Here is a 15,660-nt window from a genome sequence, read left to right on the forward strand (position 1 = left end):
AACTTCCTAGGTCATGAATCCAGAGAGAGCGGTGCAGGAACCCCACAGTCAGGCGGCGGCGCCAGCAGCCGATCGCAGCGTCATTTTCGAGCTGCGGCAGGTGGGCGTGCGCTTTGGAGGGTTCGAGGCGCTGCGGGAGGTCAGCCTGACGGTGCGGGCCGGGGAGCGGCTGGCGCTGGTAGGCCCCAGCGGCGCTGGCAAGTCCACGCTGCTGGGCCTCCTAAATGGATCCCAGGCACCGACGACCGGGGAGGTGTGGGCCTTGGGCCGAAACCTGGCCCACCTCAAGGCGCGATCGCGCCGTCAGGTCCAGCGCCGCATCGGCACGATCTACCAGCAGTTTCACCTGGTGGACAATCTGCGGGTGATCCACAACGTGAACGCAGGCAACCTGGGGCGCTGGTCCCTGCTGAAGTCGGCTCTGTCCCTGGTGTTTCCCCAGGAGGTGGAGCGGGCGGCCCAAGTGCTGGGCCAGGTGGGCATCCCCGAGAAGCTCTACGAACGCACAGATCGGCTGTCGGGCGGCCAGCAGCAGCGGGTGGCGATCGCCCGCGTTTTGGTTCAAAATCCCGAAGCCATCCTGGCCGATGAGCCCATTTCTAGCCTAGACCCGGAGCGATCGCGGGAGGTCATGGACTTGCTGGGCCGCCTGAGCGCTGACCTGGGAACTACGCTAGTGACGACGCTGCACTCCGTGGCCTTTGCCCGCAGCCACTGCGATCGCATTGTGGGTCTGCGCCAGGGTCAGGTGATGTTTGACGCTCCAGCGCCAGCGGTCACAGAGGAGATGGTGACCGAGCTGTACCGCTTATGAGCGCTGAATTCGATCTCTCTGCTTTGCCGCGCCCCCAGCGCTGGACCCTGCGGAACCTATGGGGGGCGATCGCCCTGGTTGCCATCGGCGCGGCGATCGCCCAAACCGGGATCTTCAGCCGCGACGTGGTCAACGAGGGGGGCTGGTCTCTGGTGCAGGAATTTTGGGCAGCGGCTCTGCGCCCGGACCTGTCGCCGGAGTTTGTGGCGATCGCCCTAGACGCCTCCCTAAAAACCCTGGGCTACGCCGTCTGCGGCACGGTGTTCAGCGCCGCTATTGGCCTGGTGGGCGGCGTACTCTGCTCAGAGGTCTGGTGGCAGTCGGTCTGGCCCACCCATCCCCGCCGCGCCCAGATGATCTGGGTGGCGCTGCGCGGGGCTTTGGCCGTGCCTCGCGCCATCCACGAGCTGATCTGGGGCCTGTTTTTCGTCAATATTTTTGGCCTCGATCCGCTGGTGGCCATTTTGGCGATCGCCCTTCCCTTCGGCGCGATCACCGCCAAAGTTTTTTCTGAGCTGCTCGACGAGACCCCCCGAGCTCCCCTGGGAACGCTCCTCAGCAGCGGCGCCTCCCCCATCAGCGCCTTTCTCTACAGCATCTTGCCCCAGGCTTTCCCGAGCTTGCTGTCCTACGGCTTTTATCGCTTTGAGTGCTCGGTGCGATCGGCCGCAGTTCTCGGCGTGATCGGGGCCGGGGGCCTGGGCTACCAGCTCCTCTTGAGCCTAAAGTCCCTGCGCTACAGCCAGCTCTGGACCCTCTTTATCGCCTTGATTTTGCTGAGCGGCGCCATCGACGCCTGGAGCGCAATTCTGCGCCGTCGCATCGGGGCGCCCAGCCGCCTGGATCTGAATGTCGGCAAGCTCCAGCGCCGCCAGCCGCGCCGGGAGGCAGACTGGATCTTGCGCGCTTCCTGGATAGGGACCGTTGGGCTGGTTATTTTCTCGTTTTTCTATGTAGGGGCCGACTTTAGCAAGCTATGGTCGCCGCGCACCCAGGCCCTGCTGGCAGATATCGCGGCCACCGCCTTTCCGCCGGACTTTTCCCAAGCCGGGGACCTGTTGGAGCTGTCGCTTCAGACCTTGGCGATGTCCATTGTCGCCATGAGCTGGGCGGGGGCCGTGGCGATTTTTCTGTCCTTCTGGGCCGCCCAAAATCTCCTGCTCCCCGGCGGCCTCTTCCGGCCGGAGGCGGGCGATCGCGCGGCTTGGCTGCGAGGAATGGCCGTGCTGGTGACCACCCGGCTGGTGCTGCTGGTCAGTCGAGCGATTCCGCCGCCGATCTGGGCGCTGGTGCTGCTGTTTGTGCTGTTTCCCGGCATCTTGCCGGGGGCGATCGCCCTCGGTCTCTACAACCTGGGGGTGCTCGGTCGCCTGATGGCCGAAGTGATCGAAAATCTCGATGAGCGTCCCGCCCGCGCCCTGCACAGCCTGGGCGCCTCCCGGGGGCAAATCATTTTCTACAGCCTGCTGCCCAATACCCTGCCGCGCTTTTTGGCCTACATTCTCTACCGCTGGGAAGTGTGCATCCGGGCCACCGTGATCGTGGGGCTAGTGGGGGCCGGGGGTCTGGGCCGCCGCCTCACCGAGCAGCTCAGCAACTTCGACTATCCTGGCCTGCTGTCAACGCTGCTGTGCTTCATGGCATTGACTTTCATGGTCGACCTGATCAGCGCTTCGGTGCGGCGATCGCTGCGCTAGCGACTCTGTCCCCACGCAAAAGCCCCTTGCCTCCCGAGCCTTTGACGGGAAGCAAGGGGCGATCGCGCACTTGCAAAATTTCAGCCGTCGCAGCCTCTAGTTCGCCACCACCTGACTGCCGTGGCTGCGCGGATCGCTTTGGCCACCCGCTGCGGTCACCGGCGCCTCAAAGGCAGAGGTTTGGCCGCTGGCTTGGCCATAGGGCAGCGCCTCTCCAGAAAGCAGCGCCTCTAGGTTGGCCGCCATGATGGCCTTGGGCTGCTCGCCCAGGGTGCTGCCCAGGGTTTCGCTCTGGGCATCGAGGAACACAAACTGGGGAATGCCATCGACACGGTAGTGCAGCATCTCAGGCAGCCACTTGCTGTTATCGACATTCAGCATCACAAAATTGATGCGATCGCCGTAGGTTTGCTTCAGCTCGCCCATATCCTCGGCCATGGCCTGACAGCTCGTGCACCAGTTGGCGTAGAACTCAATCAGGGTAGGCTTATTGCTGGTGAGGGCAGCCTCTAGAGGAATCGCCGACTCTGCCAGGGCCGTCAGCGAAGAGGACGGGTTGGCGGTCTGGAGCCCCAGGAAGACACTCACGCTCAGGAAAACAGCCACCAGCACCGTGGCAAAGTTGCGAATGCGCTTGGCAAAGTTGACCGGAGTTGCTTCGGGGGTTGCTGTGGGAGAGTGCTCAGCCATGATTTCTGTATGTGCCGTGTTGTGCCGAAAATCGTTGAAGTACTGGATCGAAGCCCAATGCTCTTGATCCTAGAGCAGACCACCGCTCTTCGCAGGGCGATCGCCCCTTTTCCCGCCAAATTCGCCAATCCAGCCAAAAGCCAGCAGCCCAAGGGCTGGGCGCTTCTTGGTATGCTGGAGTACTGGAACTCCGTCAACGAAAAGGATGTCTGTGCTCAGTCGCTCTGCACCCCTAACCTTTCCCCTCGCAGCCGTCGTCGGCCAGGAAGCGATCAAGGTCGCCCTGCTGCTGTCGGCGGTGGATCCAGGCCTTGGCGGCATCATCATTTCGGGTCGACGCGGCACGGCCAAATCCGTGATGGCGCGCGCAATTCACGCCCTGCTGCCCCCCATCGAAATCGTCCAAGGCTCCCTCAACTGCGATCCCAACCTGCCCTCGGAATGGGACGACCAAACCGCCGCTGAGTATGGCGATCGCCCCACCGAAGCGCCGACCCAAGTCGTTCCGGCTCCCTTTGTTCAGGTGCCGCTGGGCGTCACCGAGGACCGCTTGCTGGGCTCTGTGGACGTCGCCCAGTCCATCAAGCGCGGCGAAACCGTCTTTCAGCCAGGACTGCTGGCCGAAGGCCACCGAGGCGTCCTCTACGTTGACGAAATCAACCTCCTCGACGACCAAATCGCCAACCTGCTGCTGGGCGCCCTCAGCGACGGCCGCAACCAGATCGAGCGAGAAGGCATCAGCGTCCAGCACCCCTGCAAGCCGATCCTGATTGCCACCTACAACCCCGAGGAAGGGGCGCTGCGGGAGCACGTCCTCGACCGATTTGCGATCGCCCTCTCCGCCGACATGGTGCTGGGCCTCGATGATCGGGTGGCCGCCGTCGAGCAGGCCACCAGCTACGCCAACTCCCCCACCGCCTTCCTCGAGCAGTACGAAGAAGACACCGAAAGTCTCAAAACCCAAATCATCCTGGCCCGCGAGTGGCTCAAGGATGTCCAGATTTCCCAAGACCAAATCACCTACCTGGTGAACGAGGCCGTGCGCGGTCGCGTCCAGGGACACCGGGCCGAGCTCTTCGCCGTGCGGGTGGCCAAGGCCAGCGCCGCCCTCGATGGCCGCACCCAGGTCAGCGCCGACGACCTGCGACGGGCCGTCGAGCTGGTGATTATTCCCCGGGCAACAGTCATCGAGACGCCGCCCGAGGAGCAGCCACCGCCACCGCCGCCGCCACCCCCTGCCAACCAGGACAACCCGGACGAGCCCACCGACCAAGATCAGGACGAGGACGATCAAACCGAGGACGAGAGCGAAAACGAGGACACCGAGGAGCCCGAAGACCCCCCCAGCGTTCCAGAAGAATTTGTTTTTGACCCGGAGGGCGTGATTCTCGATCCGACGGTCCTGTACTTCGCCCAGATGGCCCAGCGGCGCGGCAAGTCGGGGGCTCGCAGCCTCATGTTTACCGAGGACCGGGGCCGCTACGTGAAGCCTATGCTGCCCAAGGGGCCTGTGCGGCGCATCGCAGTGGACGCCACCCTGCGCGCCGCCGCCCCCTACCAAAAGGCGCGGCGCCTGCGCAACCCGGAGCGCCGGGTGATCGTGGAGCAGCCCGACATTCGCTCGAAGCGGCTGGCGCGGCGATCGGGCGCGCTGGTGGTCTTTGTGGTGGATGCATCGGGATCCATGGCCCTGAACCGGATGCAGTCGGCTAAGGGCGCAGTGATGCAGCTGCTCACCGAGGCCTACCAGAGCCGCGACCAGGTGGCCCTGATTCCCTTCCGGGGCGAGCAGGCCGAAGTGCTGCTGCCCCCCACGCGATCGATCGCGTCGGCGCGGCGACGTCTGGACCGGCTGCCCTGCGGCGGCGGTTCGCCCCTGGCCCACGGCCTGACCCAGGCCGTGCGGGTCGGCATGAATGCTCAGCAAACCGGGGACGTAGGCCAGGTGGTGATCGTGGCCATTACCGACGGGCGGGGGAATATCCCGCTGGCGCGCTCCCTGGGCGAGGTGATGATGGAGGGCGAAAAGCCAGACATCAAGGGCGAGCTGCTGGAGATCGCGGGACGCATTCGCGGCCTGGGTATCCAGCTGCTGGTCATCGACACCGAGAATAAGTTCATCTCCACGGGATTTGCCAAAGAGCTGGCCAAAACCGCCGGCGGCAAGTACTATCACCTGCCGAAGGCAACGGATCAGGCGATCGCCTCTATGACTCGCAGCGCGATCGCCGACATGAAAGCGCGCTAGTCACCCACCCCTGCATCAACAGAAAAGCCTTGGAAGCGAACTGCTCCCAAGGTTTTTCTAGCAATCTAGAATCTAATGTCTGCGTAATTCTACGGGGCGATCGCCTGCCAGCCAGCGCTTCAGCGTTTTCAGAGGGATGGGTTTTGCTCCATCGTCTCCCCAAAGCGGGAAAAATGCACCCTGACACACCCTTGTCACACCAGTGTCAAACCATTGACAAGCGGGTTGTCTATCTTGTTTGTAGGAACCTCATTCATCCAAGGCAACCGCTTCTCTATTCTCTGGGGAGAAGCGGTTTTTTATTAGAAGTTTTCGTGAAAGTTTGCCGCTTCTTCGCCCTCTCTCCAAGATTCCCCGGAGAAGCCGCGTATCCCAAGTTTCTCTAACCTCAGGGAGTCAACCCCGCAGCGGCACGCTCTGCGGCGCTGAGATTGGCTTCTTCGACGTCTCGGCGCAGGATCCAGCCATTGGGGCCGACGACCAGCCGGGGCAGAGTCTGCTGATCGACCACTTGCCAAGTTCTCAGATCGTAGGTGGTGTACACCGTGTCGGCTTCGGCGAGGCGAACATCTACGACGGTCAGCGTCTTGAACGGGGCAAGGTTGCTGTTGAGGAGCGGGCGCGGTCCGCCGCCCATGGCCCCCGCGTGGAGCATTTGTAGGCTGCCCCGATGGCCGGGGAAGTAGGCGTGGTGGTGGCCGCTGATGTAGGTGTGCACCCGGTGGCGCTCGAGGAGCGATCGCAGTCTGTCCGCATCATCCAGGATTTCCCCTGGCCTGTCCCGGCCCACCGCCACCGCGTACAGCGGCAGGTGACCAATGGCGATGCGCAGGGTGGCTGACTGGGCCGCTTCGCTGGCGAGGCTGCGCTCCACCCAGGCAAGCTGCTCCGCCGACAGGCGGCTGGCCGACGCATCCCAGACGAGATAAAAAATATTCTTTTGGGCAAAGGTGTAATAGAAGGGAAACTGGGCGCGATCGACAAAGGTCAGGCCAGGATTGTGCTGGGACGCATTCCAGTAGGCGGCGGCTAGGTCGCGCTCTTGCTGAAAACTGTACTGGCCACCAGACTGGGCAGCGGAGGCGTCGTGGTTGCCCACCGTGAAGCCAAAGGGAATCTGGGCGCGGCGCAGCGGCGCCGCCACGTGCTGATCAAAGGCGGCCCACATCGCTTCGATCTGGGCGCGGCTGAGGGAAGCGGACTGTCCTGCCACCATGTCGCCCCCGCAGAGCACCAGATCGGGCTGCCAGTCCGGGGTAAAGGCGATCGCCTGGTCGACTTCGGGGTCATAGTCAGTGGAGCCGTACTGGCTGTTGAGATCGCTGATCACCACGATGCGCACATCTCCCCGAGCCGGCGCAAACAGGCCCGCAGGGGCTGGCGAGGCCACAGGGCTCGGCACCGGTTCAGGCAGGGGCGAAGGGGCTGGCCCCCTTGTCGGGACTGGGGCTGAATCAGCCAGCAGTCGGTGGCCTATCATCGAGAGGCCCACGCCCCCCAAAATGCCACCACCGAGGCCTAGAAAACGACGGCGCTTGAGTCCCATGATGTGTTGGTAGTCCCAGACGAGTTGACCAATGCTGTGATGGTGGAGAATCCCCTGGAGTGCCCCAGGATTCAAAATTGGCAGGGCGGCGCGATCGGCGATCGCCGTTTACCCCCAGCCCCAAAAAGCCAGAAACATCATAGCAAGGGGGCTCCCGGCAGTTTCCGGTTCCTCGTATGCTGGTATATAGCTGTGCAAAGGCGAATGGTGAGCGGCAGACATGACTGAAGAACCCAAAGAGCCCGGATTTTCGCAACCTGAACCCCCCAAGTCTTCACCCCAGCGTCAGGGGGAGAATCCTGCAGCGCAGCTCCTGACCCAGGCCCAAGCCACTTGGCAGAAAGCGCAGCCGGTGCTGCGGACCCAGGCCCTGAATGTGCTGCGGCTGACGGTGCAGGCCTTGCAGGGGGCGATCGCCAAGCTGGAAGCCAGCGGCCCTCCCCAGTCAGGCAGCCCGAGCGGCACCTCCATTGACTGGGAGCAGCAGATTGGCCGATGGCGATCGCAGCTGCGGCCCTGGCTCGAGCGCTTTCAGGCCTGGTGGCAAAAGCTGCTGACTCAGGTGCGATCGCGTCTGCCCCAGTCTGCCACCGAAAATCTATCCGACCGGACGTTATCAGCGATCGTGGCGGGCGCGATCTTCCTGGCGCTGTGGATCTTGTCGTCGCTCTTTTCGGGCAGTCCAGGGCGATCGCCTGACGTGGTCCGAGTTCCCCCGGTCCAGCGCCCCGCCCCCATAAGCCAACCAGCTCCGCCGACCTTGACCGCGCCGCCGACGCTGACGGCTCCCGAGACGCCGGCTCCCGTCGCTGTCCTGCCGGAGGAACCTACCGAGCCTGCGGCCGAGGACGTCCCGGCCCTACCTGAGTTAGTGCCCGAGCCGATGCTGTCCCCTGAGGAGCAGTTTCTTGCTAGCGTGCGATCGCCCTTGGTGGCCATCAGCGATCGCTACGTCCCCGACCTGATCGAGTCGCTGCAAATCAACGAAGCTACCCATCGGCTGGTGGTCTCCCTCAGCGATCGCTGGTACAGCCTCTCCGTCACGGAGCAAGACCGCCTGGCCAGCGCCCTCCAGCGCCAGGCCCAGGACCTCCGCTTTGACTATCTGCGGCTGGTGAATCGGCAGGGGGATTTGGTGGCGCGCAGCCCCATCGTGGGCAGCGACATGATCATTCTCAAGCGCCAGGCCTAGAGCCGGTGATCCTCCGCCGGGGCGATCGCCCGGCAGTAGGCCTGCACCTGCAAGTCAATTCCCGTGATCGCCGTCCCCACCACCACCGCGTGGGCCCCTAGGTCCAGGGCCTTGCGGGTCATCTCCGGAGAAGCCACGCCGCCCTCGCAGATCGCCGGTTTCCCCAGGAGCGTCATCTGGCTCAGCAATTCCCAGCCCGGCGGCGTCTGGCCAGCCGTCGCTGGCGTGTAGCCGTAGAGGGTCGTTCCCACGAGGTCAGCGCCCGCTTCGACCGCCGCGATCGCCGCCTCCAGCGTGTCCACATCGGCCATCACCAGCTTGCCCAGAGAGTCGTGAATTTGGCCGATCAGCTCCACCACCGTTTCCCCGGCGGGCCGGGGCCGCAGCGTCGCGTCGATGGCGATAATGTCTGCCCCCGCCTCGGCCACAGCCCGAGCATGCTCAAACTGGGGCGTGATATAGACCTCGCAGCCCGGAATTTGCCGCTTCCACAGCCCAATGATCGGAGCCTGGACCCGCTGGCGCACCGCCGCGATGTGGGCTGGGGTGTCGATGCGCACGCCCACCGCGCCCCGCAGCACCGCCGCCTGGGCGATCGCCGCGATCACTGACGGTTCATAGAGCGGCGAATCGGCGGGCGCCTGACAGGACACCACCAAGCCACCACGGAGCGTTTCTAGCAGCGCCAAAGACCCCTCGGGCAACACCATAAATCAGACCCTTCCACACAGTGCTTTGCCACTCTAGCAAGAATCTCGGTCCTGCCGCGATCGCCGGTTTCAGGGCGTCGAGGTCCGGCCCAGGGTCATCACCGGCGGCACCGTCAGGCTCATCAGCGCATTCACCTTGATCAGCAGCTGCTCGGGGTGAATGGGCTTGGTGAGATAGTCGTCCGCTCCCATTTCCAGGTAGGCCACGTAGTCAGCAGGGGTCGCCTTGGACACCAGGGCCAAAATTCGCAGATCCCGCAGAAGGGTGACGCTGCGCAAATACCGAATCACCTCATCGCCGTCGATGCTGGGCAGCTGCGTGTCGGTAATCACGGCCGCTGGCTGCAAAATCTCAATTTGCTTGAGAGCCGTGATGCCCTCCACCATCCACACCACCTGATAACCGGCGGCGGTCAAGATATCGCAGATGAGCATCGCGCTCTCTTCGTGCTCTTGGATCAGCACGATGTTGCCCTGGAGCGGCTCCGAGGGCTGCTCCCGAAAGGACGACGGAGGCGCGATCGCCGAGCTTGAGGCGCGCGTTTGGGCCGGCAGGTGCACCGTAAAGGTCGAGCCCACCCCCACCGACGACTCCACGTTGATCCAGCCCCGGTGCAGCTCCACCAGCTGCTTTGTGAGGGCCAGACCCAGGCCCGTTCCCCCGTACTTTCGCCGGTAGGACGTGTCGAGCTGCTGAAATTTTTGGAACAGCAGGGGCCGCTGATGCTCCGGAATGCCGATTCCCGTATCTTCGACCTGGAGCACCGCCGTCTCGCCCTCACGCCACACCCGCAAAATCACCTGGCCCCCGTCCGGCGTGAACTTGATTGCGTTGCTCAGCAGGTTCAGCAGGATCTGACGGACGCGCCGCTGATCCGCCACAAAGCGGCTACGGGATGCCTCCAGGCGCAAGTCCAGAATGAGCTGCACTTGGTGGCTTTGGGCTCTTTCCTCGATGGCGCGCATCACCTGCTGGGCCAAGCGGCTGAGGGAAAATTCGCTGATGGTCAAGAAAGCCTTGCCCGACTCCACCTGGGACAGGTCCAGGATGTCGTTAATGAGGCTGAGCAGGTGCTCGCCGCTGCTGTGAATGGTTTTGAGGTAGTCGCGCTGCTTGGGGGTCAGTTCCCCCAGGGTCGATCGCAGCAGGGTCGCCGACATACCTATCACGCAGGTGAGGGGCGTGCGCAGCTCGTGGCTCATCGTCGCCAGAAACTCGCTTTTGGCCTGGTTGGCGGACTGAGCCAGCTGGAGGGTGTCGTAGAGCTCCTGGGTCCGCTCGATGACCCGCTGCTTGAGGGTTTGCTGCTGCTGCTGGAGCTGAGCGTAGAGAGACGCCTGCTGAATGGCGATGGCGAGATGCTCAGCCGTGTGCTTGAGAAAGGCTTGCTCGGTCTCGGTCCAGACCCGGGGCTGGCACTGATGGGCAATCAGCAGGCCCCACAGCTCGTCTTGGAGCACGATCGGGACGACGAGCTTGGCGCGAATTTGATGCCGCCGCACCAGTTCCAGGAGACAAGGCAGGTCGGCGTAGGAGACCTCGGTGTCGGCGATCGCCACAGCCGTTCCCTGGCGATATTTTTCGTGGCACTCCGTGGACGGTTTGAGGCAGGTGTTGGACTCGACCACATGCAAAATCGAGCCGACGCTGGCCGAGACCCGAGCTTCGTAGACGATGCCTGCCTCCGGCACACCGGTCTGGCGCTGGCACTGGTAGATCACCAGGCGATCGGCCACCAAAAAGTGCCGCACCTGCTGGACTGCCGTCTCCAAAATCACCGGCAGCTCGAGGCTTTGGCGAATTTGGGTGATGACTTGGTTGAGGAGGCGCTCCTGCTCCACTTGCGGTTGGAGAGCGGCTTCAATGGTTTTGAAGCTGCTTTGGTCGGAGCTGCACTGGGCCATCGGCGTCTGGGGCGGCTGCATCAGGAGGCCGAGGAGCTCCTGGGTGAATTCACTCTGATGCAGGGGATTGTTGGTTCCGAGGACGGCCAGGGCCTGCTTGAGCTGCTTGGCCAGGGTCGATGTGCGGCTCAGGTGGGCGGCCAGCTGATGGCCGAAGCTCGCGATCGCCTCGGGCTCAAAGGTAATCTGCGCTTTGCAGAGATCGGCTGGGTTTTCGGGGAGGCGATCGCCCAGCAGCAGCGCACTGAAGTCAGCAGAGATCACCAGCGTAAATAAAGCTGGCAAAGGCGCGCAGTCCTGGCGACCCTTTGCCAGCTTGGCAGTGGCGAGGGTAAGCTCACTCACGGCGATCGTCGGCGTGCCCGCGTTGCGAACCATTTGCTGCAGGAGGCTGCGTAAGCGATTACAAAGCTCAAGGGACAGCGGTTGATGCAGCGTTTGATGCTGGTGAAGACTCATTCGTTCAACGACAGAGCAACGAGGGCCGGTCTGATAAAGATGAAGGGCTGAAATGAAACAATGGGGGCTCCCGCAGCCAGCCGTCCAGCATCAGGACCGAGCTCGCGATCGCCTTCAGAATTTCTGGCTGAAATAATTTGAAGCGTTTAATCCCCTAATCTATTACTGTGCCATAGTGCGCTGGACATCTTAACAGGAGTTTATGGGCGCGCTGGCTGAAAGTCAGCTCAAGTCCTATCCCTGGCATATTCTCCTGCTTCCTGGCTAGCAGCGCACACCTTGCCGAGCTCGAAGCGCGATCGCTGGGCCGTCGATTCACGCATTGTGCCTCTTGCGAAGCCCTAGGCTTTTTTATCCAAGAATCCTGGGAAAATCGCCCAGGCGTCTGCAAAAGTCCTGACTATTTCTGACAAACACCGCCAACACTCCCGACACTAACGAGGTTACGATGCATCGCCTTGCAGCCACTCCCGGCGGCTGGACCCCGGATACAGAGGGCGTCATTTTTGTGGAGCAAACTCCCGCTCCGCTGGTGATCCTGACAGCAGCAGACACAGATATTCAGGCGATCGCCCAGGCCCTGCCCCATTTACCGTCGGATTTTCCGGCGCTGCGGGTGGCAAACTTGCTCCAGCTCCAGCAGGCCCTGACCATCGACACCTACGCCGAGGACGTCCTAGAGCAGGCCCAAGGCATCGTGCTGCGTCTGCTGGGGGGACGAGCCTACTGGTCCTACGGCCTAGAGGTGGTGCAGGAGCTGGCCGAGCACCGCGGCATTGCCCTGATCGTGCTGCCAGGGGACGATCGCCCCGATCCAGACTTGATGAGTCTCTCGACGGTCCCCCTGCGGGCGGTTCACGAGCTGTGGCAGTACTTCACCGAAGGGGGCGTCGAAAACCTGGCCCAGGGACTCCAGCACCTGGCCCAGGTAGTGCTGGGACTGTCCTATAGGCCGCTGGCGCCCCAGCCGGTGCCTCGAGTGGGCCGCTATCCGTTCCAGACTCCCCAGGCGCGTGATTCTTCGACCCGGTTTCGGGTGGGGGTGCTGTTTTACCGGGCGCACTATCTGGCGGGCAACACGGCACCCATCGATGCGCTCTGTGAGGCGATCGCCGCCCAAAATCTCGAGCCGGTGCCTGTCTTTGTCGCCTCCATGCAAGATCCCGATCTGCCAGAAGAGCTAGAGGCCCATTTCCGGCCATCGGACGCGCCGAGGATTGATTTGCTGCTCAACTGCACGAGCTTTTCCCTAGCGAAGCTCTCGACGGAGCAGCCCAAGCTGGATCTGTGGCGGGCCCTCGACGTTCCGATCTTGCAGGTGATCTTGAGCGGGGGGACTGCGGAGCAGTGGCGATCGCAGGTGCGGGGACTGTCGCCTCGGGACACGGCCATGAATGTGGCGCTGCCCGAAGTCGATGGCCGCATCATTAGCCGCGCCGTCTCCTTCAAGACCGTGCAGGCCCATCACCCCCGCCTCGAAACGGACGTCGTCATCTACGAGCCTGCGCGCGATCGCGTGGAGTTTGTGGCGGCGCTGGCCGCAGCCTGGGTGCATCTGCGCCACACCCCACCGCCGGATCGCCGAGTCGCCTTGGTCCTGGCCAATTACCCGACCCGCAACGGTCGCCTAGCCAACGGCGTTGGGCTGGATACCCCGGCTAGCTGCGTGGCCGTTTTGGCGGCAATGCAGGCCGCAGGGTACCGCGTTGATAGTCCGCCGCAATCGAGCGAGGAGCTGATCGCCCAGCTAACGGCGGGCCGAACCAACGACCCTGAAAATCAGGCGATGTGGGACGCGCGGCAACAGTTTTCGCTGCCGGAGGGCTGCCGGCCATCGGTGATCGACACTCTGCCGCTGGCGGAATATCGGCGCTTTTTTGCTGGACTGCCCGAGGCGGTGCAGCAGGCCATTTGCGATCGCTGGGGAGCGCCGGATCGCTACGCACCCCAGGGAGAATTTGCGATCGCTGGCATTCGGCTAGGAAACGTGTTTGTCGGCATTCAGCCGGCCCGGGGCTATGACCTCGACCCGGCGCTGAACTACCACGCGCCGGACTTGGAGCCGCCCCACACCTATTTGGCGTTCTATTACTGGCTGCGATCGCGCTTTGGGGCCCAGGCGATCGCCCACCTCGGCAAACACGGCAACCTCGAATGGCTGCCGGGCAAGAGCGTTGCCCTGGCCGAAAGCTGTTTCCCCGAGGCGGTTTTTGGCCCCATGCCCCACCTGTACCCATTCATCGTGAATGACCCAGGGGAAGGCTCCCAGGCCAAGCGGCGCGCTCAGGCAGTGATTTTGGATCACCTGACTCCGCCTTTGACCCGAGCGGAGCTCTACGGCCCGCTCCAGCAGGTCGAGCACCTCGTGGACGAGTATTACGAAGCCCAGACCCTCGACCCCACGCGCCTGCCGCTGATTCGCGATCGCCTCTTGCAGGTGATTGACGAGGCGCAGCTCCACCGCGATCTGGGACTGGAGGAATTCGCCGAGGCCCTGACCGAGGGCGATCGCCCCATCAGCCAGCCTTCCACCGTTGATGCGGCAGCCTTTGAGACGGCGATCTTGAACTCCCTCGATGGCTATCTCTGCGAGCTCAAGGAAGCCCAAATCCGCGACGGGCTGCACATTTTTGGCCAGTGTCCTCAGGGCCGTCAGCTGCGCGACTTGGCAGTGGCGATCGCCCGCTCTCCGGCCCGCCAGCGCCAGGGCCTCACCCGCGCGATCGCCCAAGACCTAGGGTTAGAGGCCGATCCCCTGGGGCCTGATTTGGGAGAACGCCTTGCGGAGGGCGATCGCCAGATTTTGGCCAGCGGGTCGCGATCGCCCGAAGCCTTGCGCACGGTGGGGGATGCCGTGGAAATCTTGGAGGCGATCGCCGCTCGTCTCTTGGAAGCTCTGGTCGACTCTCCCATCGACGATTCGAGCAATTTACCCACCCTCGCGGAGGCTTGGCGGGCGATCGCGCCTGACGCCCCAGGGGCACCCAGCAGCACCGCCACGGCCACCGAACTGGCCTGGATCAGCCGCCATCTCTTGCCCAATCTCCGCCAGACCTCCCAAGAAATCACCCAGTTTTTGCGGGCTCTCGATGGACGCTACGTGCCCAGCGGCCCCTCCGGCGCACCAACCCGCGGCCGCCCAGAGGTTCTGCCCACCGGGCGCAACTTTTACTCCGTGGACATTCGCGCTCTGCCCACCGAAACCGCCTGGGACGTAGGTCGCAAGGCTGCTGAGGCCCTGGTCGAGCGCTACGTCCAAGACAACGGCGAGTATCCCCGCAGCATTGGCCTGTCGGTGTGGGGCACCTCGACCATGCGCACGGGCGGTGACGACATCGCTGAGGCCCTGGCCCTTCTGGGCGTGCAGCCCGTGTGGGATGGGCCGTCGCGGCGAGTGGTGGACTTTGAAGTGTTGCCCGTGAGTCTGTTGGGCCGTCCTCGGGTCGATGTCACCCTGCGGATTTCGGGCTTTTTCCGAGATGCCTTCCCAAATTTGATCGATCTGTTCGACCAAGCAGTGGAGGCGATCGCCGCCTTGCCAGAGCCGCCCGATCAAAATCCCCTGGCAGCCCAGGTCCATCAGGAAACCCAGCGCTGGCAAGCAGCCGGCCTGCCCGCAGACCAGGCCCAGACCCGTGCCCAGTACCGCGTCTTTGGCTCCAAGCCCGGTGCCTATGGTGCCGGTCTGCAAGGGCTCATTGAGGCCCAAAACTGGCAAGATGACGCCGATCTGGCCCGGGCCTACATCAACTGGAGCAGCTACGCCTACACGCGCCAGGGGGAAGGCCGCGCAGCTCCGGAGGCCTTTGGCGATCGCCTGCGCCAGATGCAGGTAGTCCTGCACAACCAAGACAATCGCGAGCACGATCTCCTCGATTCTGATGACTACTACCAGTTTCAGGGCGGGCTGACCGCCGCCGTGCGGGCCATCCAGGGGCGCAACCCCCAGACCTACTTTGGCGATCACTCTCGGCCCGAAAGTCCTCGGGTGCGATCGCTGCGCCAAGAGATCGCGCGGGTCTACCGCTCGCGGGTCGTCAACCCCAAGTGGATCGCAGGCGTGATGCGCCACGGCTACAAGGGGGCCTTTGAAATGGCGGCCACCGTGGACTATCTCTTTGCCTACGACGCCACAGCCCGCTGCGTCGAGGACCACATGTACACCGGCGTCGCCGAGGCCTATCTTCTGGACCCAGAGGTACAAGCTTTTATTCAAGCCAAAAATCCCTGGGCGCTGCGAGATATGGCAGAGCGGCTGCTAGAAGCCCAGCAGCGAGGACTTTGGGCCTCGGCCTCACCAGACTTGCTCGACGACCTGCGATCGCTGGTGCACGAAGCCGAAGGAGCCATCGAAGCAGGCACCTAGAGTCAATTAATTCCCTGAGAAGCAATTGCTCTA

Annotated in this window: 9 protein-coding genes; 5 read left to right on the forward strand and 4 right to left on the reverse strand. The window is 63.5% G+C overall.

Going from position 1 to position 15,660, the window contains the following annotated elements; all coding sequences use genetic code 11:
* Window positions 1-13 precede the first annotated feature (13 nt).
* Both GEI7407_RS11880 and GEI7407_RS11885 read left to right on the forward strand, forming a co-directional pair.
* Window positions 14-814 carry a phosphonate ABC transporter ATP-binding protein gene (locus tag GEI7407_RS11880; protein ID WP_015172426.1) on the forward strand — a complete coding sequence of 267 codons (801 nt, stop codon included), beginning with the start codon at window positions 14-16 and terminating at the stop codon, window positions 812-814.
* On the forward strand, window positions 811-2,511 hold the full coding sequence (locus GEI7407_RS11885; protein WP_015172427.1) for an ABC transporter permease: 1,701 nt from the start codon (window positions 811-813) through the stop codon (window positions 2,509-2,511). Before GEI7407_RS11880 ends, GEI7407_RS11885 begins: the two co-directional genes overlap by 4 nt.
* Before the next feature lie 96 nt (window positions 2,512-2,607).
* Here GEI7407_RS11885 and GEI7407_RS11890 read toward each other — a convergent pair whose 3' ends face one another.
* Window positions 2,608-3,201 (reverse strand): thioredoxin family protein, encoded by a 594-nt coding sequence (locus GEI7407_RS11890; protein ID WP_015172428.1) that lies wholly within the window; start codon window positions 3,199-3,201, stop codon window positions 2,608-2,610.
* A 205-nt stretch (window positions 3,202-3,406) separates the two neighbouring features.
* Between GEI7407_RS11890 and bchD the strand changes: the two genes are divergently transcribed.
* The gene (bchD, locus tag GEI7407_RS11895) at window positions 3,407-5,449 is read left to right on the forward strand and encodes a magnesium chelatase ATPase subunit D (RefSeq protein WP_015172429.1); all 2,043 of its coding nucleotides are present in this window, start codon (window positions 3,407-3,409) and stop codon (window positions 5,447-5,449) included.
* 388 nt (window positions 5,450-5,837) lie between these two features.
* Here bchD and GEI7407_RS11900 read toward each other — a convergent pair whose 3' ends face one another.
* A complete protein-coding gene (locus tag GEI7407_RS11900; protein ID WP_015172430.1) occupies window positions 5,838-6,995 on the reverse strand; it encodes a metallophosphoesterase in 1,158 nt (385 codons plus the stop codon).
* Window positions 6,996-7,215: 220 nt separating this feature from the next.
* Here GEI7407_RS11900 and GEI7407_RS11905 point away from each other — a divergent pair, with 220 nt between their 5' ends.
* The gene (locus tag GEI7407_RS11905; RefSeq protein ID WP_015172431.1) at window positions 7,216-8,187 is read left to right on the forward strand and encodes a hypothetical protein; all 972 of its coding nucleotides are present in this window, start codon (window positions 7,216-7,218) and stop codon (window positions 8,185-8,187) included.
* Here the strand turns inward: GEI7407_RS11905 and GEI7407_RS11910 are convergent.
* Window positions 8,184-8,897: an N-acetylmannosamine-6-phosphate 2-epimerase gene (locus tag GEI7407_RS11910; protein ID WP_015172432.1), complete on the reverse strand. Its 714-nt coding sequence runs from the start codon at window positions 8,895-8,897 to the stop codon at window positions 8,184-8,186. The genes GEI7407_RS11905 and GEI7407_RS11910 overlap by 4 nt on opposite strands.
* Before the next feature lie 69 nt (window positions 8,898-8,966).
* Entirely contained in the window at window positions 8,967-11,180 is a 2,214-nt protein-coding gene (locus GEI7407_RS11915) for a GAF domain-containing hybrid sensor histidine kinase/response regulator (RefSeq protein WP_223294420.1), read from the reverse strand.
* Between the two features lie 529 nt (window positions 11,181-11,709).
* Here GEI7407_RS11915 and cobN point away from each other — a divergent pair.
* Window positions 11,710-15,627: a cobaltochelatase subunit CobN gene (cobN, locus tag GEI7407_RS11920; protein ID WP_015172434.1), complete on the forward strand. Its 3,918-nt coding sequence runs from the start codon at window positions 11,710-11,712 to the stop codon at window positions 15,625-15,627.
* Window positions 15,628-15,660: the final 33 nt, after the last annotated feature.

Origin of the sequence: Geitlerinema sp. PCC 7407, from assembly GCF_000317045.1 — a bacterium.
Lineage (GTDB): Bacteria > Cyanobacteriota > Cyanobacteriia > PCC-7407 > PCC-7407 > PCC-7407.